Below are 23,716 nucleotides of genomic sequence, written 5' to 3' on the forward strand. Positions count from 1 at the left end.
ATTCTCGTCAAAACTGTACAATAATTCGTATTTTATGAGGAGACAATGGTTGATGGACATTCATGTTGGACAGTTAACGACCGAACTAATCGTGGGCTTTGTTGCTCTTTTTATACTCACAAAGATTTTAGGCAAAACGCAAATCTCACAAATTACACCCTTTGATTTTATTTCGTCTATCTTTTTAGGAGAATTAGTCGGTAATGCCATGTATGATGATGAAACTTCTATTTTTGTTATTTTGTATGCTATTTTGATTTGGGGAACAATGGTTTACGTCGTAGAAATTGTCTCACAGAAATTTAAAGGTACTCGTAAGTTTTTGGAAGGAGCACCTACAATCGTTATTCGTAAAGGCATGATCGACCGTGAAATGCTTAAGAAAAGCAAGCTTGATATTAACCAGCTCCAAAACCTAGTCCGCCAAAAAGGCTTTTTCGGATTAAGAGAAGTTGAATATGCCATTTTAGAATCCAATGGGTCTCTAAGTATTCTTCCAAAATATCAATATGGGCCGCCAAATAGACAAGATATGAACTTGCATAGTCAGCAACAGCCTGAACTGCCAGTTACACTAATATTAGATGGAGAACTTAATCCTGATAATCTTTCTACAGCAGGAATCTCGAAAAAAGAACTAATGGAGCAGCTTCATGAACACGGCTATTCTAGGGTTGAAGAAGTTGTTTACGCCGAAATGTCAGAAGGCAAACTATTATTTATGCCTTTAACTGATCCGAAAAAATAACAGGTTTTCCTTTCGATATTTTATACATTGCTTTTCCTTCTTCAATAAGCTGTATGAAATATGCTGAAACCGCTGTTCTAAATAGCGTATACATCCCGATATTAGCAGGCTGTATATTATGTAGCGTTAGCATGTTTGCTATTAATTCCTCCATTGATATTCCAGACTCACCTGCTTTAACAATAATAGAATGAACCTGGCTGGCTATTTTTTCATGAACGTCGATATTTTCTTGTATGACTTCATGATATTCTCTTACGAACTTTCCATGCCCAGGAACCATTCCTTCTATATTCATGTTTTTTAATTTTTGTAATGTGTGCTGATTCTCTTTCGAATTTACGATAAAAGGAATCTTATGTTTTTCTAAAACATCACTGCCTAAAAATGCATCTGCCGCAAATAAAATACCTTTGTACAGTACTCCATATTGATTATGACTATGCCCAGGTAAAGCAACGAGCTCAAATGGAAATGCATTATCCCATATTCCATCCGTACAGATCTCATCCACTCTTATGGAAGGAGCTTCCAAGAATTTATTCCTCATCTCGCTAAGAGGAAAGTTCCCGTTAAATAAATAGATGGGTTCAAGGATCGAGTTTCTCATAACCGCTTCTTCCAAGGAAGGAGCAATCGTATGTACGTTAAAATTTCTTTGAATATATTGAGCTCCCCAAAATGATCTGCGTGCGCATGTGTAATAAAGAGATGTGTAATAGGTAGATTCTCATTCACAAGATGCTGAACCGCTTTTTTGCGGCAGAAGATTCTAGACCTGCATCAATTAACATCCCCTTGCTTCTATCTTCATTTACAATATAGCCTATATTTACTGCGCTATTAAAATAGTAACATCCTGCTGCTATCTCTTTAAATTCCATTTTAAACACTCCAAATAATTAGTAGATTAAACTGTGTTGCTAAGAAAAGCTGTTTTGGTATCCATTGCTGTTTTTGAAAGTAGTTGATTTCCGTTCCAGGTGCTCGCTTTCCGCGGGGCAGGCGGTGAGCCACATTCTTAACGTTTCACTTTTAAGTGTCTCACCTGCCCGCCTGTCCCGCAGGAGTCTCGCACCTTCCACTACAACCAACTGCTCAAAGAAGAAAAAATATCTTCTAAGTAACAACCTATAGAAAACAGCCTAAATAAAAGCTGTTTTGGTAACCCTTGCTGTTTCTGAAAGTAGTTTATTTCAGTTTCAGGTGCTTTGCTTTCCGCGGGGCAAGTGGTGAGCCACATGCCCCTTTTGCCTTTATAGGTCTCTCCTGACTGCTCGTCCTAGCCGAAGTCTCACACCTTCTATTTTCAATCAATTTATCTTAGAAGAGATTGAGCTGAATGTGCAGAAGCAATACTGTTATATAGAAAAGCTATTGAAAGCAGCAAAAAAAGAAACCCTTCTAGATGGTTTCGTTTAAAAATAATCCTTTTCCTTCTATTTCACTTAGAATTTGATCAAAACGTTTCTTTTCTTCTACGGCAAATTTTTTATTGTGGTTAAATGTGTGTACATTGTCATTTTGAATAGGAGGTACTTTCGATACGATCGGTAAACCTTGTTCAGGCCTTTCCATTCGACTAGCATATTGCATTCGCTGAATCGGTATATACGGTAAAATATATCCCATATGCAACATCTCCTTTTCTATTTATTCCCTTATCCTATACCCTTTTCCTTCTAAATGATTCATTTTTCATAAAGAAAAAGCACTCTTGATTAAGAGTGCTCTAAAAAACACGTTGGATTGCTTAAGCCCACGGGTCATAAAAACAGCCGTTGCTCGAGCTTGAGCTAGAACTAGAAGAAGATTCATGATGTTGATGACTTGATGAAGATTCATGCTTTTTGTGGCTAGATTCATGTTTGCTTGAGCTGGAGCTAGAACTTGAGCTAGAAGATTCACAATGATCCTTCTTTTCATGGATTATAACTTTATCTGCTTTGATAATTACTTTATCAGCATAAATTTTCTTGAATTTCTTCTTTTTACAATTAAAACAATCTTCCATGTTTCAACCTCCTCGTATAGTACATCTTATGCATGTCTAACGAGTTGGTTATAGGCTGTCTCACTAAAAATTGATGGCTATATGGTTTACTGCTTTAGCGCGGTAATTTTGTTTATGAAAATAAACGAATGCTTCCACAGTAATATTTTCATCTATACTGTTTTTAAAAGGAACTTGAAAATCATCCAGTGAAAGCTTATCACCGCTCTTGAATTTTGTTTCACGAAGAGGACAGATCCACATCTCCCCACGTTCTTTTGCTTTTTCAGCCCATTCGTTATCCATATACATCCAAATAGACTGAAGCATTTCATCATGTGAGGGCGAAGCGATTAAAGAGACAATCTTTCCTTTTATGGCGCAAGCTTCAGCCGGTTGAAACCGAAAGCAGATATACGGATTCTCTAACGTTTCTGTTCCTGTATTCTCGATATAAAATGAGCCGCGCACAAAACCTTTTTTTCTTTAGTAAAAATAACGGAATAATCGAAGTAACTCATACAATTATAGCCTGCTTTTTTCAGCGGTTCGGTCTTTGAATCATCCTGCGCATTTTCTTCAAAAACAGGCTCAGATGTCCGGTTAATGTTAATTCGTTTTTCCATACTTTTAATACGCTGCTGATAGAGATCGATCTGCTGATCTTTATCATTCATCTCATCTTGAATACTTTTTAATAATTCTTCATAACCCTGCATACGTTTTTCCATTTCATGTTCTTCTAATCGTTTTAGTTTTTTTGTGAGTTCATCCACTTGCCTTCTTAATTCTTGGAGTTCTTTTTCTTTATCTTCAATAATTTGAAGGATTGATCATTGTTCGTCTCACTTTCCAAACGTTCGATTGTTTCTTCAGCAAAAACAAGCTTCTTTTCAAGGTCAAGTGCTTTTTCTTTGTAATAGTCAACCCTGGATATGAGCCGTTCATAACTTAGTTTGTCTTTCGTACCCATGCATCTTCCCCTTGCAAATTAGGCTCTTTTCTTATTGTATGTAGCCCCCAACCAATCGTTCACTTTTTTTCTTAAACAAAAAAGACCTGCCGGTGAAATCCCAGCGGTCCTTTCTGTTCTTCAGATCTATTGATTATTGATGCTGTAAGCAACCTTCTACTGCAATCTCTCCAGTATCAACGGTTACAACACCAGTTGAAAATACTTTTTGGCCTTCTTTGTCAATAAGTTCTACCTCAAATTGATTTCCATCCGTTGTTTGAACAACAGCAAGGTTAAAGTTATATTGGTCACCTGTAGAATCCATAGTGCCTCTTCCTGAAACGATTAACTTTAATCCGCCGTTATATTCATCACAGCAAAGTGTATCTTGTGTGAACTCAGTAGCTGTATATCCTGTATTGTTTAAGGATAAATGGAATCTACTCCCAGATAGATGGTGATTAGGACAGATATCTACTGTTATAGTCGCTCTGCCCTCTTCGGTTGCACCGTCTTCTTCGTTCGTTAGTCCGCTGGCACTTCCTCGTGATCTACACAGACAGCCTGGCCTGGGATATATGTCCGGGCATTGTTGTGGAAACATTACCTCTGGACATATTTCTCCCTCGCTTTCCTCTGCATTTAGGTCATTCTCACGAGGTGAGCAGAACTTAGCCAATACCTCTAGTTTCACTTCTGCTTCAACTTGAATGTCGACACAGAACATAATATCAACAGCAAAGAAGTTGGAGAAGGACTATTTAATAACACGGTTCCTGTTGGAATACGAGCAAAGATTTTTGTAATACGGCAGTAAAGGTCTGTTCCATCCGGATAACACAACACGAATGATTCGAATACGGATGCATTTACCAGCTGCTCCGTTACAACCACTCCGTTACGGTCTACAACTTGAACCTTAATGTCAGTTGTAAAAGAAGCTCTACAAGCTGTGCTTCTGCAAAACCTCCGTTAAGTGCTACCGTTACATCTCTCTTATCTCCAACTTGCTCGCATAGATATAGTTCAGCGCATGCTTCGTTTGGTTCACCTGAAAGCGGGAATGCTGGCGGAGTTTTAGGTACTTTCGTAACTAATCTTAACGGACGGCGTGAAGGATCATCCAATGCTTCTTCTATAGCTTCGATTTGTTCAGGACTAAAAGAAACCGTCTTTCTTACGTTTAGTGAATCAGTCACCCAGTCGTAAACTTTTTGTACGCGGATACACTCATCCTGCAAGTGTTTATGATTATTTCCCATTGTTTCCCTTCCTTTCCTCATCATGATCTGAAGATTCCATACATACTATGGGAATAGAGTGGGTTATGACACAAGAACGAAAGCCTATTTTTATAGATAAGAGTTTAAGGAGGAGCAATCATGAGACCAGTATGGTATCAGAATCAAAGTGTATGTGATTTGACCTCATTAGAATATGAAGCTCTCTGTCTGCTATTGCCTTATTGGGGATTGCAGATCTCTGATGATGGAGAGACTATTTCAGGTGCTCTTTCCACATTTATGATTGGAATTCAAGGACTATCACAACAAAAAGCAAAAGAACTAGATCAACTTTTAAAGCATACAGGAATAACAATTACGACTGACGATCATGTAAAATGCGACCAGCGCTTTTATGTGGACTTTCATAGCGGTCATCCTATGCCGCTTGCACTAAATACACCTGAAAAACAGCTCTACTATTTAAATCCTTCTCCCTCTTTCCGTCTGCCCGTACAGTCCGGAATACACAAAGGAATAACCTTAAAAAGGAAAGATGGACCACTATTCTTAGCTGTTCAACCTACTTTTGAAAACCAAATAGCGGAATGGATCAGTTATTTAGTGATACAAACATTTTTACGTTTTTCATTCGAATCATTGTCATCCGTTTCTGAAGCTACATTTTTCACGTGCGCTAATAAAGTGTTGAGCAAAATAAACAGCAATTTTGCAGCTGTACAGATCCCTTTACTTCAACAAGAAGAATCGATGATAGAACAAACTGAACCCAAAACAAAACTTCCTTCTAATAAGAAGGAAGTAGATAACTTTCATGAAAATACCGAAAAGGCTCCTGTTAAATATCAGTTAGACGGATCAAAAGTGACCGTCGTACCACAAATAAGACCCTTTTCTGCATCAGGTTCCCTTATAACCAATCATGTTCCTAAACCATACGATAAAGAACAATCCTTATATCGAGATGCAAAACCAATAAGTCCTTTCAAATCAAACAACATAAGAGAAAAACGATACAACCATTCAATACCAATCCATCTGATCCTTATAAAAAATCCGTCATTCGTCCATTTCAACCAAATCAAAACACTCCCTCCACAGATACAGAATATAATGACAAGGCATCTAGGATATTTAGACAGAGGAGAGATGGAAAGTGAATAAAGATGATCTACAAAAACTTTATTCTGAAATTAAAGCAAACAAAGCCAAAAATGCTGGTAAGAATCAATCTCTTATAAAACCTGCTGCAAAAAAAGGCTGCGGTTCATGCGGTAAAGTAACGTGGAAACCGAATAAAGCAAAATGAAAAAGCTGTCACCCATACGCGGGTGGCAGCTTTTCGATTACGTCACATATTGGTGTTTAATCAAATATTCTACAACCTTTACTGCACATTCTGTAATACCCATAGACTCTGTTTGAATCACTATTTCTGGATTTACAGGCACTTCATATGGATTAGAAATACCCGTAAAATTAGGAATAAGTCCTTCTCTAACTTTTTTGTAAAGCCCTTTTGGATCTCTATTTTCACAAGCTGAAAGACTGCAGTCTACATAGATTTCTATAAACTCATCATTACCAAATTTACTTCTAACAGCTTGACGATCTGCTTCAATAGGTGAAATCGCAGCAACTAACACAATGACACCGCTATCTACAAAAAGTTTTGCAACTTCCCCAATTCTTCTAATGTTTTCTCTCCTGTCTTCTTCAGAGAATATTAGATCTTGATTCAATCCATGACGGAGATTGTCACCATCAAGCAAAATCGTAGACAGTCCTTTTTTGTAGAAAATACGTTCAATTTCTGACGCTACAGTTGACTTTCCTGATCCAGATAAGCCTGTAAACCAAAGTACAAAGCTTTTATGGCCATGAAGTTTTTGTTTCATTTCCTTTGATACATTCATATTCTGCCACGTTATATTTTTATCTTTTTGATTCAATAATTGAACCTCCTATCATACATTATTCAGCGTAATGATTTCGTAAAATTGAAATCACTTCAGGTCTGCTGAAATTTGGTGGAATTGCTTCATTTCCCTAAGCATTTCCCTTACTTTTGTTCCCGACAATATTAATCTGTCCTTTTCATCGTGAGGACAGGTCTTCACCGTTGCCATCGTATTACATCTTGTACAATAAAAACTATTTTCAAAGAACACTGGGGTGATACCTAACTCTTCGTTTTTGAATTTGTTAAATATATTTTGAGCATCATACGGTCCATAGTAGTTCCCTACTCCAGCATGATCTCTTCCAATAATAATGTGGCTGCAGCCATAATTCTTTCTTACGAGGGCATGAAAGATCGCTTCACGTGGTCCTGCATATCTCATAGATCCCGGAAAAGTACTTAAAAGGACCCGTTCTTTTGGATAATAATGTTCGAGTAGTACTTCGTAAGATTTCATTCGAGTTGGTGCAGGAACGTCATCCTGTTTTGTCTCTCCAACTAATGGATGTAATAAAAGACCATCCATCTGTTCAAGAGCTGTTTTTTGAAGATATTCATGTGCACGATGAATGGGATTTCTAGTTTGAAAAGCAACAATTTTTTCCCACCCCTTCGCTTTAAACTGTTCTCTCATAATCAGTGGATCTATATAATAATGTGGAGCTACTTTACGAGGAGGTTTTTTTAGCATCGTAATACGCCCACCGACGTACCAGTCACCTCTTTGTTTTATATTTTTCACCCCGGGATGAGCAGAATCTTCTGTAGCATATACAAGCTTTGATTCCAAAGAATGATCGGGCTTGTATACATCGGTAATTTCTATTTTTCCATAAACCGTATTTTCATAAATTAATACAGCTTCACTCACTCTAATGACTTCTTTTGCTTTTTGTTCAGATACTGGCAAAGTAATAGGCAAAGACCAAGGAAGTCCGTTAGCAAGTCGCATATCATATAGAACAGACAAGTAATCAGCTTGGCTCATAAATGAATTTAATGGACTAAATGCACCAATTGCAAGACACTCTAAGTCCGATAAACTGATTGGGTCTATCTCTATAAATGATTTTATGTGTTTGTATTCGGCATCTAATTGAAACCTATTAATCAAACTTCCACCATGAGGAAGAAGGGTCATCTTATTTCACCTCAAAATTTTAGTGAATTAGCATTTGCTAACTATTAATATAGTATGTCGATTAAAAAGGTTCTGTGAGCCAAAAATAAAGGATGATATATTTTGAAAAACAATAGAAACAATGACCGTTCTGTTTCACTTGATCCATTTTTCTTTAATTCATTTCCAAAGAGCAGGACCCATCTTATGTTTCAAATCTTTACTGGTCTTCCTTATGTAAAACATGATCCATCCCAACATTTATATGAAGGATTGCCTCATCAATTTGACCAACAAGAACAAGCAATAAGAAGTATAAAAGATAACGAATTTCTTTCTGGCCACCTTTACTATTCAAAAGTATGGGAAAACAAATTGATAGAATTAAATATAAAACAAATTTTTTTATACAGAGACCTTCGCGATGTATTGGTCTCCTACAACCATTATATTGAAAAAGTGAATGCCCCTTTGTTCCACTATTTTGTAAAACAAAATCTATCACATAAAGAAAGGTTATTAACCATTATTAATGGGATAGATTCGCCAATATTAATACATCCTGGGATTAAGGATTGGTTTTCAGCATTTATTGGCTGGTTACACAAACCTGAAGTACTATCTATTCAATTTGAAGACCTAATTTCAGATGAGGAAACCCAAACAAAAACATTTACTCGTATTATTCAATTTCTTTATAATGATACACTTCCACTTCAAATGAAGATCATGCTTCAATCCATACGAAATAATATCAACCCGTCGCAATCAGCAACATTTAGAAAAGGAAAAATCGGTAGTTGGCGTGAAGAGTTTGATGATGAAATTAAAGAGGCTTTTAAATTATCTGCAGGAGAATTATTAATTCAATTAGGATACGAAAAAAATAATGATTGGTAACCATCTAACTTCTTCTTTTTGAGGTTCATAAATAATTCTTGCCTGAATATCCATGTCCAAATTTATTTTGTCCGCATACAATGCTAGAAAAGCACTATGAAGTTCATAGAGTAATTGATTCTTAGGAGGAACCTTAGTGAAAGTAGGAGTTGTGCTCCCCGTCTATCATCAAGAAAGGGAGTATATTTTTGAATGTATTCAGTCAATGGAAAATCAAACGTTCCGTGACTACAAGCTTGTCATCGTATTGGATGGACCAAATGAAGAAACTGTAAAAGCTGTAAAGAAGCCAGCCAAATGTTAACAATACCATTTGTAATTATCGATAGAAAAGAAAACCTCGGTATTTCCCCCACCTTAAACCAAGGATTTAAACTTTTACAAGATTGTCCATATTTCACTTGGATCTCTAGTGACAATCGCCATGATCCTAATTTCTTGGAAAGATTAGTGGTCACAATGGATCAAGCAAAGCCAGGAACGGTTTTAGTATATTCTTTTTATAGAAGAATTGATCAGAATGGCACACCCATTACCTATTCAAAAGCATGGTACGATTATGTAGAGTACTTTATGACGAGAAAGAGAGAAGAGATCTTTCAAAACTGTTTTATTGGTGCATCGTTTCTATTTACGAGAGACGCCTTTAATAAAGCAGGAGGCTATCGCAATAAATTTCCGAACGTACAAGATCATGACTTTTGGATTCGTTTATTACAGCATGGAGATTTTGTTTTATTGCGTGAATATATAATGGAATATCGTTTCAATGGTAGGTATGCTCTAACAACAAACATTCCACCTGAACAACTAACAATGGAAAGCATGGCAAGCAGCATTGATGTTAGAAAATTAACTGGTCAAATTCCTAAAGTAAGCGTTATCCTATATTCACACAATCATGTACAAACCGTTAAGTACGCCATAGAAAGCGTTATTAGCCAAACGTTTAAAGACTTTCAACTGATTGTTATCGATAACGGTTCTACTGATCATTCTCCGGATTCCATACACAAAATCCACGAATCACGTATGGTTCCCTTGTTATTAGCAAACAGGAGCCGAGCAAAAACATTAGAAATTGCTCTAAGCTACTGTATAGGCGAATATGTATTATTTATGAACGGTGATGATTGGCTAGATCCCCAAGCACTGCAAATTATGGTTCAAAAACTGGAAGCATTACCATCAAACATTGAAATGTTGTTGTCAAACCATAAGAACTGGCTCGAACGCCGTAATCGATTAATTCCTGGATCTATCATATCCGGACAAAATTATGGCAAATACTCCTTAACACCCCATTTACCTTATGCTGTCATGTATAAATTAAATTCGATCTCTAAAGAGTTCAAAACTCTTACAGAACCAATTGAATATCACTTATTTCATAAAAACCGTAAACAAGGAAATAGCCACTATTTAAACATGGCTCTGTATCATAAGCGAATTAAAAAATAAGAATGGTCCCGTGTAGTTAGATAACGTTTTGAGTTACTTCCTTTCACGGCGAAAAAGGTGTCCCATTTGTTTGGAACACCTTTTTTATTTGTTAGCTACTATAAGTGGTCAAAATCACTCTGTTTAGCTTCAGACTAATTGATTTCTCTAGAAAAAGAGAGAGTATCATATAGAGAATCCTTAAGTGTAAAACTCGGATTCCAACCGAGTTCTCTGACCTTGCTGCTATCCATTAATTCAGGTGATTTGTCAGGTTCTGGTTGTGATGATGAATATACCAAGTCTAATTGTGTTAATGATTGATAAATCGATAAAACGTCGTTTAAAGCTGTTTTCCTTCCTGAACCAATTTCATAAACAGAAAACGCCTCTCCTTTTTTGAAAAGAATGTCATAACCAGTAACAGCATCCCTTACATCTAGAAATTCTCGTTCATTTAACAAATGAGTGAGCTTAATTCCTTCAGCTTGCTTTTCTTTTTCCATTTTTACGATCCGTTTTGCTAATAAGGAAACAATACCTGAAGAATGCCCAGGTCCAATTAAGTTGCATAATCTAACGGTTACGACATGAAGGTTAAACACTTTTGCCCACTCAATGGATAATTGCTGTTGTATATTTTTACTCACCGCGTATGGATGGTTAGAGTTAGATAAAGCAGAGCCTGCAATAATCGTTCTGCAGTTCAAAACATTTAAACGAATTGCTTCAAGAAGATGAAAAGTTCCTAGTACATTGCTATCAATAACAGAGCGTGGATCTAACCATGACTGAGCTACAGAATTAATCCCCGCAAGATGCAAACAAAAATCAGGTTTATGCTTTTTTATAACCTCGATTATTTGTTGTTGGTTTGAAAGATCGCATATTTCCATCTCATAATTGGAAGATGATTCTATTCTTCGAGAGATTCCAATTACCTTGTAGCCTCTCTCCGAAAAGTATTTACAAGCATGTTGCCCTGTAAAACCTGAAGCACCCGTAATAAGCAGGGTTTTACTCATTTCAACCAATCTTTTAATTCTTGCAGCTGTTTTTTATATGGTAAAACACGATAATGAGAGTCAATCCTGGAGTTAAAAAGAGTTCTGTCTAATCGCGGTTCGGTGTGTGGGATAATATCAACGTCATCTTTTTGAAAAATGTCTTTTATGAGATTCAGGAGTTCATATTTGGAAAGAGTTTCAGGAGCGGTTAAATGATACAAACCTGAGAGAGGATGATCAATCGTGTGATGAATAAATTTGGCAAGTTCTAACGTGGTAACACCGTTCCATTTTACATGTGTAAATCCCTTAATAATCCCTTTTTGGTTGATAAACCAGTGAAATAATCCGATGCCATTTTTTAATTCAGGTCCGATAATGGATGTTCTAATGGTCAAATGAGGATTTGTTTTAATTTCACCGAGTTGCTTCGTTTTAGCATACATCGTTAATCCATCTGGGATGGACTCTTCATTGTAGTTTCCTTCATGTCCGCTAAAAACACAATCCGTACTAATGTGAATCAGCTTTCCCCATACACATTGAGTTGTCTTGCTAGTTCGTGAGGAAGTAAGCTATTTACAAGAATTGCATCTCTTTGATGAAAGGCGGCATACTCATTAAGAAGTCCGATACAATTAATAATAAGATCTGGCTTATTTAATTGTATGACTTCTTCAATTTGATTTAAATTCGTAGCATCTAGCATAATATGGCCTTCTGTTCCATCTCTAGAAGTAAGGAGCAGCTGGTGTGGTGTGTTTGCTTTAAAATAGGATGCGATCATATGGCCTGCCATCCCATTAGCCCCTAAAATCATTATTTTCAATTCAGAAAACCACCCTCAACAAGCATCTGATGGATCTCTTCCTTAGTCATTAAGTCCTTTTCAGAACTATAGCTCTCAAGTTCAACCTTCTCATAGGAAGCATAATGTTGGTTCAAACCTTCGATATCAATCGTTGGTAAGATAACAAAATACTCACTGTCAAAATATACAGTTGTTGCACTCTCATATTCAGATAAAAGGATCTCATGCAGCTTCTCCCTGGGCGTTTCCCAAGTTCAACCATGGTTACTCCCTTTTCCCCTGACGCATCAATAAGAACTTGTGCCAAATCTGTAATCTTGCATGTAGGCATCTTCATAACAAAGATCTCTCCCCCTACACTTTCATATGTTGCCTTAAACAATAAGCTGATCGCTTCTTCTAACGTTAAAAAGAATCTAGTCATTTCAAAATCCGTTATTCCTACTTGACCTTTATTCTTAATCTGACTTTTAAATACATGAATAACGCTTCCGTTCGTCCCTAATACATTTCCGCCTCTTACACAAACAAAACGGGTATGCTTGCTTAACAGGTTCGCATGAATGATTAATTTCTCGCCGATCGCTTTTGTCATTCCATATAAATTAGAAGGATTTGCTGCTTTATCAGTTGAAATATAAATTACTTTTGTTACTTTATGATAAATGGCCGTTTCAATTACGTTCTGTGTGCCTTGAATGTTGCTTTTCATTGCTTCATAAGGCTGCAGTTCACAAATAGGAACATGCTTTAATGCTGCAAGATGATAAATATAATCTATACCCTCACTTGCTCTCATCAAGGAATCTTTATCCCTGATATCACCGATCATAAATGTGAGCTTTGGATTATAATCAAATTGTCTTTGCATAGCCACCTGGCTTGCTTCATTACGAGAAAGAATAATGATCTCCTTAGGTTCTTTCGGCAGAAGCTGTTTGACAAGTTCGTGTCCCCAAGAACCTGTTCCCCCTGTAATTAAAATTCTTTTATTAAACAATACTATTTCCTCCTAAAATAAACTTTACGACTCGATCTGAAACATTCAAATCATCATATCCCTCTGGAATGGACCATTTTTTTCTTTATGTGTCATTACTTTAACAGAAGATAAAATCTGTTTAGCTGATACTCCAGATACACAGTTGCTTCCGCATTCAACCGTTTCTGGACGTTCTGTACTGTTTCTCATCGTTACAGTTGGCACCTGAAATAAACAGCATTCTTCCTGCACAGTACCACTATCTGTTAAGGCACAAAATGCGTTCTTTTCTAACTTTACAAAGTCAAAAAAGCCAAATGGTTCATGAAATTGTACGAGCGGGTGCATGTTCAGCTTTTTGCTCTCGATAAATTTTGATTTCGTACGAGGATGGATCGAACAAACAACGGGCATTTGGAAATGATCCGCAACTAAATTTAAACCTGTTAATATTTCTTTTAAATGAACGTGATTGTCCACGTTTTCTGCACGATGAGCTGTAACTAGCATATAATTTCTTGCTGTAATTCCTAATCGTTCTAATATCTTGCTGTTATCAATTGAATCCTCATATTTGGTTAACACTTCATAAATTGGATTACCCGAAACCATAATTCGGTTTAAAGGAACTCCTTCTCTTATTAAGTTCTCTCTGCTGTACTTTGTGTACGGGAGATTGAAAGTCGATATGGCATCAATAACTTTTCTGTTCTTTTCCTCTGGTACACTAAGATCAAAACAACGATTGCCCGCTTCCATGTGAACAACAGGTATGTTAAGCCTTTCAGTTACAATGGAAGAAAGAGCACTATTCGTATCTCCGAGTACCAATACCTTATCAGGCTTTTCATGTAACAGGATCTTTTCTAGCTCTGAAAACAGATGTGCAATTTGGTTTCCGAAAGAAAATTGCTGTTTCATTAAAACATAGTCTGGTTTTCTAAGTTGAAACTCTTGGAAAAACACGTCATTTAACGATGGGGTAAAGTTTTGACCCGTATGAATCAAAATATGGTGATCTGCTAATATATCAAGTTTTTTTATGATTAAACTTAAACGAATGATCTCTGGTCGTGTTCCAAGAATAGTTACTATTTTCAATGAAACTCTCCTTTCTAATTAAAATTAAAACTATATATTAAACTATGATTGTACCTGTTATGTGGACTAGACCCCTACCCTATTAATAAAAAAAGGCGCCCTTTAAAAGGACGACCTTAGAACAACTTTTCACTTCATTCATACTATGGCTTATAAGGGTTAAAGGAGCTAGAGTATGGCAAAAAGTAAAATTCTATTTGTTTTTTATTTACCAAGCGGCGGTATGGAAACATTAAACCGCCAGCGCTGTAAATCATTAACCAGTCATGGTATAGAGTGTCATTTATTATACTTACAAAACGGAACCGGTATGCAAAACATATCGCAGATCCCTACCTATATAACAAATAAGGATTCAGAAATAAAAACCATATTAGCTAAGAATTTTGATGCGATCTTCGTTTGTTCAGACTTTACTATGCTTCAACGAATTCGAAATTTGGGATATAGAGGCAAGCTTATTTATGAAATTCAAGGATTAGGCAGCTATAAAAATGCAGAGAAAATCCTGACACAAGCGAAACCAATCCTATTAAAAGACTCAAACGGCATTCTGCTCCCTAAAACTGACCATTTAATGAGCTTAGTAGAATTACATTATCCATCTTTTCCAAAGTATTGTTTTCACAATTGTTTTGATACCACTGAATTCTGTTATCATTCTAATCCCCCTGACTTATCCAGTTATTGGCTGGGTAGGGAGATTAGAACTGAATAAGAACTGGGATGATTTTCTCATGTTTGCCATGCGTTTTATCAAAAGGAAACCAAACACAAAGTTTTGGATGTTTATTGATGATACACTTAGCAGCCCAAATGAGAAATCAAGGTTTTATAATCTATTACAAAGATATAAGCTGACGGAACAAGTAACGATTCACGCAAATATTCCTCACAAAAAAATGGCAGACTATTTTTCTATCATTGGTGATAGTGGAGGTTTCTTATTATCGACTTCCAAAGTAGAAGGATTCGGTTATGCGGTCATTGAAGCGATGAGCTGCAGATGTCCTGTTCTCTCTTCTGATTCTGATGGTGTTAAGGCATTTATTACGCATAATGTGACAGGCAAGTTTTATATCAATGGAAATATTGCATCTGCCGTTGCACAAGGAACTGAACTAACAGACAATATAGCATTGCGAACTCAGATCATTAATCAGGCATTAAACCGCTTATCTCTTTTTAATTTAGAGACGTATGCACAAGAGTTTTTAAAGATTTTAAAATAGAAGCTTTTTTTGTAAACCTTGTTGTTATTGAAAGAGGTTGATTTTCGTTTAACTGTCATAGAATAAAATAAAAATGAGGTTTAACAATAACAATCTTTTTGAAAAAGACCCTATAGAGAAGAACTGCATAGAAAGAGCCGCTCGCATACTTGGCGGCTTTTTTCTTATGTTTATTCTACAACCCTTTTTGAATGGCAATTTTAATAAGCTCATTCATTTTGCTGATGTGACGCTGAATCGTTTTTAGCAATTCTTTGCGTATTTCAATTTTATGTTTTTTGCTTCCCATGTTGCTGTGTATTCTATAATTAACGAGGCTTTCCGGATAATAATGAAATTTATAATTAGAAAGGACTCTTAACCAGTATTCGTAGTCCTGGGTGTAGAGTAATGTTTCATCGAAAAGTCCACACTCTTTAAAGACACCCATTTTTAACATGACTGTACATCCGTTTATTACACAGCCGCGACGCATTCGTTTTAAAAATTGAACTTGGCTTGGAAAGCCCTGACCTTGTGAATGAAATACGATCGATCCCTGTTCGTTTATTACATTAAAGTTTGAATAGCTTGCGACTGCTTGATTAGCTTTCATAAAATTTAGCTGTTTTTCAATTTTGGTAGGATGATAGAGATCATCGGAACTAAGCCAGGCAAAATAATCACCGGAAGCGTGACGAATGCCTGTATTTAGCGCTGAAGCAGTACCACCATTACCTTTTTCAATGTATTTTATTCTATTTAAGTATGGAGCGATTTTTTCATTGTGAACGGTAGATCCATCATTTACAACAATAACTTCAACATTCTTATAGGTTTGGTTTAAACTGCTTTCAATCGCTTTATGGATGTAGGGACAATTATAAAAGGGAATCACTATGGATACTTTGATCAATGAATAAATCTCTCCTTATCCTTTTTTATTTTGTAAATACTGTTTAATGGTATGAACCATCTCTTTCGCTCTTATCTTGGTTGTGTGTCTTTGTTTAATTAATTGTAATCCGTTTTGGACGATTTGGTTCCGATGAGCCTCATTAGCTAAGAAATATTCTACTTTCTGCTTAAAATTTAATTCATTTATGGTCACAAATGTCTTTCCATCTATAAAACCTAAATCAGATAATTCTTGTGAAGAGGGAGCGGCAAGCAAAGTACCACAAGCTAGTACTTCAAAATATTTTAGGAGCGGAAAATGATGAATAGAGTCACAGGTTAGAAAGATTTTTGCTTTGCTTATTGTCTCAGCATACCGATTACCAGCTAACTCTTTTCTTACAATTCCGTAACCCGGATGTGCAGGGTGAACAAATCGAGGATCTTTTTTAAAATGCTGAACAAGGCGATGTCGAAATGGATATATATGTTGATAAGTGGCTCCAATTAATAAAAGCGGAATCTCCTTAGGCACGGAATAGGGGTGGAATATTTGGTCTGGAACATGATGAGGAAACCAAACAAGTCGATTTACATGGTCAGGTAACCACTTTTTAAATGCGTCTCTATAATGACAAAAGATGAGTGCTGGTTTTTCTTGATGAATCAAAAAATCCCGTTTCGATAACTTATAATGCAGATCATGCATTAACGTACCATGAGGAATTGATAAATCCTTTAAACCTCTTATAAAAGGTCTGTATTCAGGTTTGTAATCATTCAAGAGAATAAAATCGGGTTTTATTGAAAGCTGATTTAGTATATCGTGAATGTTTCCGTCATACTGCCATTTTGTTAAGTTGGTAAGTTTAGCGAGCTCGAGTTCTAAATAAAAACTGCTTCTTTCTAGCTGCAGTGAACGGTCTTTTGTAATAAAGAGAAGGTTAATCTTGTTCATCTCTATCTCCTTTTTTCTATTTAAAAAACTCCATGCAGATGCATGGAGTTTTTCTTTTTTATAGTTCAACTAACAAAATTTGGCTAAGAGGCACGTAAGAACGAGTAGCTCCTGCTGAACCTGCTTGTGAAAATACAACATAGTCTCCGCCAACTTCTGCTACTCTTACACCTGTTAAGTCAGGTGTACCTGCTGGTTGGTTAGAGTTTAGAAGGAACACTTCAGAAATGATTTGCTGAGATTGAAATAATTGAACGAAGAAGTAACGATACGGACCAAAATAAACTGACATTGAAAGAACACTCCCTTAAAACATTGGGCAATATATAAGCCCTACTTTAATATATTCTTGTCAATGATTTTGGTTTGGACAAACGTCTTTCTTTTAAAAAATGGACTATAGAAGCAACTGCCTATTTAAAGAAAAAATGGTTTAATACCCTATCTCCAATTCGTACAAACTCCCATATAGTATATTAACCTGATAACTGAGAGAAATCAGGTACATGTATCTATTTCAAAGGAGGAAATACATTGAGTTTATTTAATAATGGCTCATGTTGTGGCAATGGCAATACAGCTGGCACAACGAAATCTAAGTGCGGTGGCTGTGTGTGTGAACTATTAAACCAGCTTGCTAACGCTAGAATGAACGGTAACTTCTGTACAATGGGACAGCAACAAGTAGTTCAACTTGTACTAAAAGGTGCTCAAGAACCGCTTAGCGTTGCACCAGGTCAAGCAACTGACTTTACTGTTTTAAGTTTCGACCCTGAAACTTGCTGTGCAGTCTTTTCATTCCGTCAAACTGGTAACGAAACACGCACAATCGTACTAGATTGTCGTTGCATCTGTGGAATCATTTGTGTTCCAGAACGCAACGGCGGCGGCGCGCCATCAGCACTGTAATCCACTACACTCTCCACTAGGCTGAAGAGTAAAGGATACAGCCACAACTTAAAATAGGACTGATGAGAATAGGATACAGTCCAAGACACGAAAAAACCCCGAATCCCATTGAGAGCATTCGGGGTTTTGTCTATTCATCTTTATTAGCGTGCTATTGTATTATATCCGCTATCCACGTGAAGGATTTCTCCTGTAATTCCGCGTGCTAAGTCACTCATCAAGAATAGTGCTGCGTCTCCTACTTCTTCTTGTGTATTAGCTTTTCTAAGCGGTGATTTTTCTTCGATCTCTTTTAATACGGAATTGAAGTCACCGATTCCTTTTGCAGCCAGTGTACGAATTGGTCCAGCTGAGATCGCATTTACACGGATTCCGTCTTTTCCAACATCACTTGCTAAATACTTCACACTTGCATCCAGTGAAGCTTTCGCGACACCCATTACATTGTAGTTGGAGACAACTCTTTCTCCACCGAGGTAAGTAAGGGTTACAACGCTTCCGCCTTCTGTCATTAATGAACGAGCTTCTTTCACTACAGCCGTAAGAGAGTATGAAGAAATATTATGAGCAAGTAGGAAGCCTTCACGCGTAGTGTTCAAGTACTCTCCTTTAAGCTCTTCTGTGTTCGCAAAAGCAATACAGTGTGCTAATCCGTGAATAACTCCTACCTCTTCTTTAAGTTGAGCGAACGTGTTTTTAATTTCATCATCATTCGTAATATCACAAGGAAGAACGATTGAATCATTTCGATCTAAAGACTCTGCTAAATCTCTAACATTTTTCTCTAGTCTTTCACCAGCATATGTAAAAACTAATCGTGCACCAGCATTTGATAGAGATTGTGCGATTCCCCATGCGATACTTCTTTTATTGGCTACACCCATTACAACAAACGTCTTGTTTTCTAGTGATAGTTGATACATAAAAGCATTCCTCCCAATTGTTTCGGTTTTAAGATTTTTATAAATTAGTAATTGTTATTAGTACCAAGTCCTAATTAGTATAACAGAAACAATGGGGAAATTCACTAGTTAACCTTTACTAGTCTGAATATTTTTCACTTCGTAACCGCACGAATCACAGCGATAGATAACGTTTTGATTAGATTGAGCGATCAAAATCTCATGGTTTAAATCATGCATTTTATGACATTTAGGACAATGAACAACTGGCTGCATAACTATTTTCAGCTCCTTTTTTGTTTATATTTAGCATGCTCATATATTCAAAAAATAAGGCTTGTTTTGCAAAATTTGATGTTTTGAGAGAGAACAATGAAGCAGTTGATTTCCGTTTCAGATGCTTCCTTTCCGCGGGGCAGGCGGTGAGCCACATTCATAACGTTTCACTTTTAAGTGTCTCACCTGCCCACCTGTCCCGCAGGAGTCTCGCATCTTACACTCCAATCAACTTTCAATGAAGTTTACAAATAGATAAATGAGAAGTCATTAGTAGACATGAACCTAATTAAAAACGAAAAATAAAAAGCACTGGCATTTAACCAGCACTTTTAATGGACCTTAACTCAGTATTTGTCTCATTTGTTGAATCTGTTCCTTGCTTCCTGTTACAACCATCTTATCTCCTAAAAGAATCTCCGTATCACCATGTGGAACGATTGACTCTTTCCCTCTATAGATACGTACGATGATACTATCACCTAAGAATGGGAAATTTCTTAATGCTGTACGGTGGTACGAACTATTCGAAACGATAATCTCGTTCAAACTATTATCTGATGTAGTAAGGATATCGACAACGGCAGGATTTTCAATTAAAGCTTTTAATAAAACTTGCGACGAGAAGTAAACAGAATAAACTTCTACCCCTTCTTCTTTAAGTGCATCTCTTTTAATAGGGTCTTCAATACGAGCAACGATTCGTTGTACTCCTTCCTCTTTTGCAAGGAGCGCAAGATTTTCGTTCGTTTTATCGTTTCCTGTTGCAAATACAATTACATCTGTTTCAAAAACGTGAGATGCTTTTAGAGTATCTGCTTCGTAATTTTCAAGTTCACGTATATTAAAGCTTTCTAGCTGTTTCTGATCTTTCTCTTCTTGTTTTGTGTGATACATTCTAAATTCAAAACGAGTTTGATCTAATTCTGTAGTTAATGGCAGCGTAAATTGGTTTGCACCGACAAACACAAGCTGTTCTTTTGCTGCTTCTTCTTCCTTTTTTTAGGGAAGAACTTCTTAAAGAATATCGGTGTAATAATCGCACTTATAACGGCTGTTAAGATTAATGCTGATGATGTACGTGCATCAATAATCTTAATTCGTTCTCCAATTTTAGCAGCGGCAATAACAAGCGAAAGTGTTGACGTTAACAAAAATCCAGCTGCCGTTACGGTTTTCCAGTCGTACCACTTTCTAAGGTATAGAATAGGCAAGAATTTGGAGATTAACAGAGCCAAGAGCAATAAAGGAATCAATGCCAATGCTTTTGAATCAGCAAAAATTGAACGAATATCCAGCTCCACCCCTACCATTACAAAAAAGATAGGAATTAAAAAGCCATACCCAAACGAGTCTAACTTATGAACAAGCTGCTTATTAGGTGATAGAAGCGAAACTAAAACTCCCGCTAAGAATGCTCCTAATATATTCTCAGCACCAACCGATTCAGATAGTCCGACTAACACGATGATTAACGTAAATACTGCTCTTGTATCAAGCTGAATCGTTCCTTTAGACATCGTTTCAAGAAAAGAACGGTGTCTTATTTGCTTTCCGACAAAATACAGAAGAACACCTGCAGCGAAAAGAATAAGCAATAGCCACATTCGGCTTGGATCTCCTGATTCCATAGAAACAAATAGAGCAAGAAGAATCATTGTAACAAGATCCGCGATAACAGCGACTAATAATATAATTTGGCCGATCGTGGTTTTCGATAACTTTTCTTCTTTTAGCGTTGGTACTACCACACCTAAAGAAATAGTAGAGATTACTAGTGTCATGAAGAGCGCACTCTCCGTAAACCCACCCCATACAAACAATAGAGATAAACCATAAGAGAGAATGAGAATAAATAGAAAAATCACACTCGATACAGCAAGACGGTTTGGCTCTTTTTTTACATTCTTTTTCTTTGAATTAGATTCTCCTGCAAATATACTAAAATCTATCTCAAGACCGCTTAGAAACATTAAAAAGATAAATCCAAGTACAGATAAGATTTCAAGCCAAGCGTCTGAATGAACAATATCAAAACCGCTTTTTCCTAATATGATCCCGACAATAATTTCTGCGACTACAACAGGAATAACCCTTAAGCGAAATTTGTTTAGCAAAATAGGAACAAAAAATGCTGTAAGAATGACGATCACTAACGAAGCAAAAGATGCATGTTCTTCCATAATCCCTCCATAGTTTCTATATATTATTGGTTTACTATAGTAAAGCAGAAAAAGAAATGTCAAACGATTGTGCTCAAAATGATTTGCAAACGTTCTGTTTTTCGGTAAGATAATACATGTTATTGTTTTACTTTAAGGAGTCGATTCCACATGCAAAATAACCATAAATCTCCATGGCAGCAACTCGATTACAATCTTTTGTTTATTTTATTCTTAATGGTCATCTCAAGCTGTATTGCGATCTATAGTGCACAGATGATGGATCAATACGGCAGCAACTTCGTAATAAAACAAATCGTATGGTACATTATCGGTGGAATTGCTGTAATCGGAGTCATGGTGTTAGACTTTGATCAGTTCAGAAAGTTATCTTGGTATCTTTATGGACTTGGGATCATATTGCTATTAGGTATTCTTGCTGCACCAGAAAGCATTGTTCCAAACATTAATGGTGCACAAAGTTGGTACAGATTTGGACCTTTTGCACTTCAGCCATCAGAACTTGTTAAAGTGGCACTCGTTATAGCCTTAGCTAATACGATTGCAACACACAATGAAAAGTATATTATTCGTACAATTCATGAAGACCTATTATTGCTCGGAAAAATTGCTGTAATCGCTGGTTTTCCTACTTTTCTAGTGTTATTGCAGCCTGACCTTGGTACGAGCCTTGTTTTCATGGCAATCACCGGTAGCCTTCTACTTGTGTCAGGAATTAGATGGAGAATTATACTTATTCTTATTCTTTCCTTTATCTTGTTCATATCAATCCTGGTTTGGATATATTTTACCTTCCCACAATTTTTCGTAGATCATATCCTAGATCAATATCAGCTTAACCGATTCTACGCATGGCTTGATCCATATGGACATAAAGATGCAGGATATCATACGAGAAACGCACTGCTTGCGATTGGAAGCGGAATGCTGTTTGGAAAAGGATTTACAGAAGGCTCTGTATATCTGCCAGAAGCACAAACTGACTTTATTTTTTCAATCATCGGTGAAGAATTTGGATTTGTAGGAACAAGCTTTGTTATTTCACTCTTTTTCTTAATGGTCTACAGAATGATTAACACAGCCCTCGAAAGCAATGAAGCGTTTGGAAGTTACCTTTGTGCAGGTGTAATTGGAATGTTTACCTTTCAAGTATTTCAAAATATTGGTATGAACATTCAAGTGATGCCGATTACTGGTATCCCGCTCCCGTTTATCAGTTATGGAGGAAGTTCAGTACTCGCATGTATGATCGCATTCGGTCTCGTTCTAAATGTTCGATCTAGAACTGTAAAATACATGTTTGAATAACACCTGATTTTTTCAGGTGTTTTTCTTTACCTTTGAAGTATCCTATTGGGGATGAGGTGAAATTATGAGATACGATATTATTGGTGACATTCATGGGTGTTATAAAGAGTATTGTGAGCTAGTGTCAAAATTAGGATACGAGTGGAAAAATGGTCTGCCCGTACATAATGATAGCCGTAAACTTGTCTTCTTAGGAGATTTAATGGATCGTGGGCCTGAGTCCATAAAAGTTATGGAACATGTTTACAAGCTTGTACAAAATGATCTTGCCCTTTATACACCTGGAAACCACTGCAACAAACTATACCGATACTTTTTAGGGCGAAATGTACAGATTAAACACGGACTAGAAACGACTGTAGCTGAAATAAAAGCACTTAGTCAGGATAAAAGAAAAGAAATTAGGAATCATTTTTGTGACCTTTATGAAAATGCACCCCTTTATTTACATCTTGATGATGGGAAGTTAGTCGTTGCCCATGCTGGAATACGTGAAGATTATGTAGGGCAGACGCATAATAAAGTAAAAACATTTGTCCTATATGGAGACATATCTGGCGAAACCAATCCTGATGGAACACCTGTTAGAAGAGATTGGGCAAAAAAACATTCTGGCAGGATTACCATCGTTTATGGACATACACCGGTTGAAGCAGTCCGTCATATTCAAAACACGTGGAATATTGATACAGGCTGTGTGTTTGGCGGTAAATTAAGTGCATTAAGATATCCAGAGCTTGAGTCGGTAAGTGTACCTTCGTCGCTTCCGTTTGTACCTGAAAAGTTTCGCTCATTTGATGATTAAAAA

At 36.6% G+C, this 23,716-nt stretch carries 29 protein-coding genes and 5 pseudogenes; 10 read left to right on the top strand and 24 right to left on the bottom strand.

Translation table 11 applies throughout. The annotated features are described in order from the left end of the window. Positions 1 to 52: 52 nt before the first annotated feature. The gene (locus ACEWFH_RS14035; protein ID WP_473724477.1) at positions 53 to 748 is read left to right on the top strand and encodes a DUF421 domain-containing protein; all 696 of its coding nucleotides are present in this window, start codon (positions 53 to 55) and stop codon (positions 746 to 748) included. Here ACEWFH_RS14035 and ACEWFH_RS14040 read toward each other — a convergent pair. The 11 genes from ACEWFH_RS14040 to ACEWFH_RS14090 form a co-directional block, all read right to left on the bottom strand. Then, positions 720 to 1,358: an MBL fold metallo-hydrolase gene (locus ACEWFH_RS14040; RefSeq protein WP_473724478.1), complete on the bottom strand. Its 639-nt coding sequence runs from the start codon at positions 1,356 to 1,358 to the stop codon at positions 720 to 722. The genes ACEWFH_RS14035 and ACEWFH_RS14040 overlap by 29 nt on opposite strands. After that, entirely contained in the window at positions 1,355 to 1,486 is a 132-nt protein-coding gene (locus ACEWFH_RS14045; protein ID WP_473724479.1) for an MBL fold metallo-hydrolase, read from the bottom strand. The genes ACEWFH_RS14040 and ACEWFH_RS14045 overlap by 4 nt, the downstream gene beginning before the upstream one ends. Then, positions 1,483 to 1,632 (bottom strand): hypothetical protein, encoded by a 150-nt coding sequence (locus ACEWFH_RS14050; protein WP_473724480.1) that lies wholly within the window; start codon positions 1,630 to 1,632, stop codon positions 1,483 to 1,485. Before ACEWFH_RS14050 ends, ACEWFH_RS14045 begins: the two co-directional genes overlap by 4 nt. 1 nt (position 1,633) lies before the next feature. Then, on the bottom strand, positions 1,634 to 1,765 hold the full coding sequence (locus ACEWFH_RS14055) for a hypothetical protein (protein WP_473724481.1): 132 nt from the start codon (positions 1,763 to 1,765) through the stop codon (positions 1,634 to 1,636). Positions 1,766 to 2,152: 387 nt separating this feature from the next. After that, complete coding sequence (locus ACEWFH_RS14060; protein ID WP_473724482.1) at positions 2,153 to 2,380, bottom strand: hypothetical protein; 228 nt, start codon at positions 2,378 to 2,380, stop codon at positions 2,153 to 2,155. Between the two features lie 66 nt (positions 2,381 to 2,446). Further along, positions 2,447 to 2,656: a hypothetical protein gene (locus ACEWFH_RS14065; RefSeq protein WP_473724483.1), complete on the bottom strand. Its 210-nt coding sequence runs from the start codon at positions 2,654 to 2,656 to the stop codon at positions 2,447 to 2,449. Between the two features lie 169 nt (positions 2,657 to 2,825). Further along, positions 2,826 to 3,212, bottom strand: a complete 387-nt coding sequence (locus ACEWFH_RS14070; RefSeq protein ID WP_473724484.1) for a hypothetical protein — start codon at positions 3,210 to 3,212, stop codon at positions 2,826 to 2,828. Next, positions 3,167 to 3,472 carry a hypothetical protein gene (locus ACEWFH_RS14075; protein ID WP_473724485.1) on the bottom strand — a complete coding sequence of 102 codons (306 nt, stop codon included), beginning with the start codon at positions 3,470 to 3,472 and terminating at the stop codon, positions 3,167 to 3,169. The genes ACEWFH_RS14070 and ACEWFH_RS14075 overlap by 46 nt, the downstream gene beginning before the upstream one ends. A gap of 53 nt (positions 3,473 to 3,525) precedes the next feature. Then, positions 3,526 to 3,714, bottom strand: a complete 189-nt coding sequence (locus tag ACEWFH_RS14080; protein ID WP_473724486.1) for a hypothetical protein — start codon at positions 3,712 to 3,714, stop codon at positions 3,526 to 3,528. A gap of 133 nt (positions 3,715 to 3,847) precedes the next feature. Continuing rightward, entirely contained in the window at positions 3,848 to 4,423 is a 576-nt protein-coding gene (locus ACEWFH_RS14085) for a hypothetical protein (protein WP_473724487.1), read from the bottom strand. Positions 4,424 to 4,601: 178 nt separating this feature from the next. Next, on the bottom strand, positions 4,602 to 4,958 hold the full coding sequence (locus tag ACEWFH_RS14090; RefSeq protein WP_473724488.1) for a hypothetical protein: 357 nt from the start codon (positions 4,956 to 4,958) through the stop codon (positions 4,602 to 4,604). 120 nt (positions 4,959 to 5,078) lie between these two features. Here ACEWFH_RS14090 and ACEWFH_RS14095 point away from each other — a divergent pair, with 120 nt between their 5' ends. Next, on the top strand, positions 5,079 to 6,104 hold the full coding sequence (locus tag ACEWFH_RS14095; RefSeq protein WP_473724489.1) for a hypothetical protein: 1,026 nt from the start codon (positions 5,079 to 5,081) through the stop codon (positions 6,102 to 6,104). Then, positions 6,097 to 6,249, top strand: coding sequence for a hypothetical protein (locus tag ACEWFH_RS14100; protein WP_473724490.1), 153 nt, complete (start codon positions 6,097 to 6,099; stop codon positions 6,247 to 6,249). The genes ACEWFH_RS14095 and ACEWFH_RS14100 overlap by 8 nt, the downstream gene beginning before the upstream one ends. Positions 6,250 to 6,286: 37 nt before the next feature. Here ACEWFH_RS14100 and cysC read toward each other — a convergent pair whose 3' ends face one another. Beyond that, on the bottom strand, positions 6,287 to 6,892 hold the full coding sequence (cysC, locus tag ACEWFH_RS14105) for an adenylyl-sulfate kinase (protein WP_473724491.1): 606 nt from the start codon (positions 6,890 to 6,892) through the stop codon (positions 6,287 to 6,289). A 22-nt stretch (positions 6,893 to 6,914) separates the two neighbouring features. Next, positions 6,915 to 8,044, bottom strand: a pseudogene (gene sat, locus ACEWFH_RS14110) (sulfate adenylyltransferase). Between the two features lie 186 nt (positions 8,045 to 8,230). Between sat and ACEWFH_RS14115 the strand changes: the two are divergent. Both ACEWFH_RS14115 and ACEWFH_RS14120 read left to right on the top strand, forming a co-directional pair. Next, positions 8,231 to 8,923, top strand: a complete 693-nt coding sequence (locus tag ACEWFH_RS14115) for a sulfotransferase domain-containing protein (protein ID WP_473724492.1) — start codon at positions 8,231 to 8,233, stop codon at positions 8,921 to 8,923. Positions 8,924 to 9,128: 205 nt separating this feature from the next. After that, positions 9,129 to 10,384, top strand: a pseudogene (locus ACEWFH_RS14120) (glycosyltransferase family 2 protein). A gap of 134 nt (positions 10,385 to 10,518) precedes the next feature. On the opposite strand, the gene ACEWFH_RS14125 reads toward ACEWFH_RS14120, so the two are convergent. The 5 genes and pseudogenes from ACEWFH_RS14125 to wecB form a co-directional block, all read right to left on the bottom strand. After that, the gene (locus ACEWFH_RS14125) at positions 10,519 to 11,388 is read right to left on the bottom strand and encodes an NAD-dependent epimerase/dehydratase family protein (protein WP_473724493.1); all 870 of its coding nucleotides are present in this window, start codon (positions 11,386 to 11,388) and stop codon (positions 10,519 to 10,521) included. Beyond that, entirely contained in the window at positions 11,385 to 11,897 is a 513-nt protein-coding gene (locus ACEWFH_RS14130; protein WP_473727307.1) for a sugar nucleotide-binding protein, read from the bottom strand. Before ACEWFH_RS14130 ends, ACEWFH_RS14125 begins: the two co-directional genes overlap by 4 nt. Then, positions 11,894 to 12,190 carry an NAD-dependent epimerase/dehydratase family protein gene (locus ACEWFH_RS14135; RefSeq protein ID WP_473727308.1) on the bottom strand — a complete coding sequence of 99 codons (297 nt, stop codon included), beginning with the start codon at positions 12,188 to 12,190 and terminating at the stop codon, positions 11,894 to 11,896. The genes ACEWFH_RS14130 and ACEWFH_RS14135 overlap by 4 nt, the downstream gene beginning before the upstream one ends. A 5-nt stretch (positions 12,191 to 12,195) precedes the next feature. Beyond that, positions 12,196 to 13,181 (bottom strand): annotated as a pseudogene (locus ACEWFH_RS14140) (polysaccharide biosynthesis protein). Next, a pseudogene (wecB, locus tag ACEWFH_RS14145) lies at positions 13,174 to 14,264 on the bottom strand (non-hydrolyzing UDP-N-acetylglucosamine 2-epimerase). The pseudogenes ACEWFH_RS14140 and wecB overlap by 8 nt, the downstream one beginning before the upstream one ends. A gap of 175 nt (positions 14,265 to 14,439) precedes the next feature. Here wecB and ACEWFH_RS14150 point away from each other — a divergent pair. Both ACEWFH_RS14150 and ACEWFH_RS14155 read left to right on the top strand, forming a co-directional pair. After that, a complete protein-coding gene (locus ACEWFH_RS14150; RefSeq protein WP_473724494.1) occupies positions 14,440 to 14,982 on the top strand; it encodes a hypothetical protein in 543 nt (180 codons plus the stop codon). Next, positions 14,900 to 15,496, top strand: coding sequence for a glycosyltransferase family 4 protein (locus ACEWFH_RS14155; protein WP_473724495.1), 597 nt, complete (start codon positions 14,900 to 14,902; stop codon positions 15,494 to 15,496). Before ACEWFH_RS14150 ends, ACEWFH_RS14155 begins: the two co-directional genes overlap by 83 nt. A 175-nt stretch (positions 15,497 to 15,671) precedes the next feature. Here the strand turns inward: ACEWFH_RS14155 and ACEWFH_RS14160 are convergent, their stop codons facing one another. The 3 genes from ACEWFH_RS14160 to ACEWFH_RS14170 are packed head-to-tail and all read right to left on the bottom strand — an operon-like array spanning position 15,672 to position 17,622. Then, positions 15,672 to 16,391, bottom strand: a complete 720-nt coding sequence (locus tag ACEWFH_RS14160) for a glycosyltransferase family 2 protein (protein WP_473724496.1) — start codon at positions 16,389 to 16,391, stop codon at positions 15,672 to 15,674. A 15-nt stretch (positions 16,392 to 16,406) separates the two neighbouring features. Further along, positions 16,407 to 17,330 carry a glycosyltransferase gene (locus ACEWFH_RS14165; RefSeq protein WP_473724497.1) on the bottom strand — a complete coding sequence of 308 codons (924 nt, stop codon included), beginning with the start codon at positions 17,328 to 17,330 and terminating at the stop codon, positions 16,407 to 16,409. 58 nt (positions 17,331 to 17,388) lie between these two features. Next, entirely contained in the window at positions 17,389 to 17,622 is a 234-nt protein-coding gene (locus tag ACEWFH_RS14170; RefSeq protein WP_473724498.1) for a hypothetical protein, read from the bottom strand. Positions 17,623 to 17,864: 242 nt separating this feature from the next. On the opposite strand from ACEWFH_RS14170, the gene ACEWFH_RS14175 reads away from it, so the two are divergent. Continuing rightward, positions 17,865 to 18,239, top strand: coding sequence for a hypothetical protein (locus ACEWFH_RS14175; protein WP_473724499.1), 375 nt, complete (start codon positions 17,865 to 17,867; stop codon positions 18,237 to 18,239). A gap of 143 nt (positions 18,240 to 18,382) precedes the next feature. On the opposite strand, the gene fabI is transcribed toward ACEWFH_RS14175, so the two are convergent. From fabI to ACEWFH_RS14190, 3 genes and pseudogenes are all read right to left on the bottom strand, one after another. After that, a complete protein-coding gene (gene fabI / locus ACEWFH_RS14180) occupies positions 18,383 to 19,162 on the bottom strand; it encodes an enoyl-ACP reductase FabI (protein WP_473724500.1) in 780 nt (259 codons plus the stop codon). Between the two features lie 108 nt (positions 19,163 to 19,270). Continuing rightward, positions 19,271 to 19,417 (bottom strand): hypothetical protein, encoded by a 147-nt coding sequence (locus ACEWFH_RS14185; RefSeq protein WP_473724501.1) that lies wholly within the window; start codon positions 19,415 to 19,417, stop codon positions 19,271 to 19,273. 342 nt (positions 19,418 to 19,759) lie between these two features. Beyond that, positions 19,760 to 21,600 (bottom strand): annotated as a pseudogene (locus ACEWFH_RS14190) (monovalent cation:proton antiporter family protein). A 150-nt stretch (positions 21,601 to 21,750) separates the two neighbouring features. Between ACEWFH_RS14190 and ACEWFH_RS14195 the strand changes: the two are divergent. Together ACEWFH_RS14195 and prpE are read left to right on the top strand one after the other, a co-directional pair. Next, positions 21,751 to 22,908: an FtsW/RodA/SpoVE family cell cycle protein gene (locus ACEWFH_RS14195; protein ID WP_473724502.1), complete on the top strand. Its 1,158-nt coding sequence runs from the start codon at positions 21,751 to 21,753 to the stop codon at positions 22,906 to 22,908. Between the two features lie 64 nt (positions 22,909 to 22,972). Further along, positions 22,973 to 23,713, top strand: coding sequence for a bis(5'-nucleosyl)-tetraphosphatase PrpE (gene prpE, locus ACEWFH_RS14200; RefSeq protein WP_473724503.1), 741 nt, complete (start codon positions 22,973 to 22,975; stop codon positions 23,711 to 23,713). The last annotated feature ends 3 nt before the right edge of the window (positions 23,714 to 23,716 follow it).

The organism is Fictibacillus sp. EA-CB0309, from assembly GCF_055814265.1.

Coding starts and splice junctions, on each gene's coding strand:
- ACEWFH_RS14035 (WP_473724477.1), top strand. CDS start 53: ATGGACATTCATGTTGGACAGTTAACGACCGAACTAATCGTGGGCTTT.
- ACEWFH_RS14040 (WP_473724478.1), bottom strand. CDS start 1,358: ATGAGAAACTCGATCCTTGAACCCATCTATTTATTTAACGGGAACTTT.
- ACEWFH_RS14050 (WP_473724480.1), bottom strand. CDS start 1,632: ATGGAATTTAAAGAGATAGCAGCAGGATGTTACTATTTTAATAGCGCA.
- ACEWFH_RS14060 (WP_473724482.1), bottom strand. CDS start 2,380: ATGGGATATATTTTACCGTATATACCGATTCAGCGAATGCAATATGCT.
- ACEWFH_RS14075 (WP_473724485.1), bottom strand. CDS start 3,472: ATGGAAAAACGTATGCAGGGTTATGAAGAATTATTAAAAAGTATTCAA.
- ACEWFH_RS14080 (WP_473724486.1), bottom strand. CDS start 3,714: ATGGGTACGAAAGACAAACTAAGTTATGAACGGCTCATATCCAGGGTT.
- ACEWFH_RS14085 (WP_473724487.1), bottom strand. CDS start 4,423: ATGTTCTGTGTCGACATTCAAGTTGAAGCAGAAGTGAAACTAGAGGTA.
- ACEWFH_RS14090 (WP_473724488.1), bottom strand. CDS start 4,958: ATGGGAAATAATCATAAACACTTGCAGGATGAGTGTATCCGCGTACAA.
- ACEWFH_RS14095 (WP_473724489.1), top strand. CDS start 5,079: ATGAGACCAGTATGGTATCAGAATCAAAGTGTATGTGATTTGACCTCA.
- ACEWFH_RS14115 (WP_473724492.1), top strand. CDS start 8,231: ATGTTTCAAATCTTTACTGGTCTTCCTTATGTAAAACATGATCCATCC.
- ACEWFH_RS14125 (WP_473724493.1), bottom strand. CDS start 11,388: ATGAGTAAAACCCTGCTTATTACGGGTGCTTCAGGTTTTACAGGGCAA.
- ACEWFH_RS14135 (WP_473727308.1), bottom strand. CDS start 12,190: ATGATTTTAGGGGCTAATGGGATGGCAGGCCATATGATCGCATCCTAT.
- ACEWFH_RS14150 (WP_473724494.1), top strand. CDS start 14,440: ATGGCAAAAAGTAAAATTCTATTTGTTTTTTATTTACCAAGCGGCGGT.
- ACEWFH_RS14165 (WP_473724497.1), bottom strand. CDS start 17,330: ATGAACAAGATTAACCTTCTCTTTATTACAAAAGACCGTTCACTGCAG.
- ACEWFH_RS14170 (WP_473724498.1), bottom strand. CDS start 17,622: ATGTCAGTTTATTTTGGTCCGTATCGTTACTTCTTCGTTCAATTATTT.
- fabI (WP_473724500.1), bottom strand. CDS start 19,162: ATGTATCAACTATCACTAGAAAACAAGACGTTTGTTGTAATGGGTGTA.
- ACEWFH_RS14185 (WP_473724501.1), bottom strand. CDS start 19,417: ATGCAGCCAGTTGTTCATTGTCCTAAATGTCATAAAATGCATGATTTA.
- ACEWFH_RS14195 (WP_473724502.1), top strand. CDS start 21,751: ATGCAAAATAACCATAAATCTCCATGGCAGCAACTCGATTACAATCTT.
- prpE (WP_473724503.1), top strand. CDS start 22,973: ATGAGATACGATATTATTGGTGACATTCATGGGTGTTATAAAGAGTAT.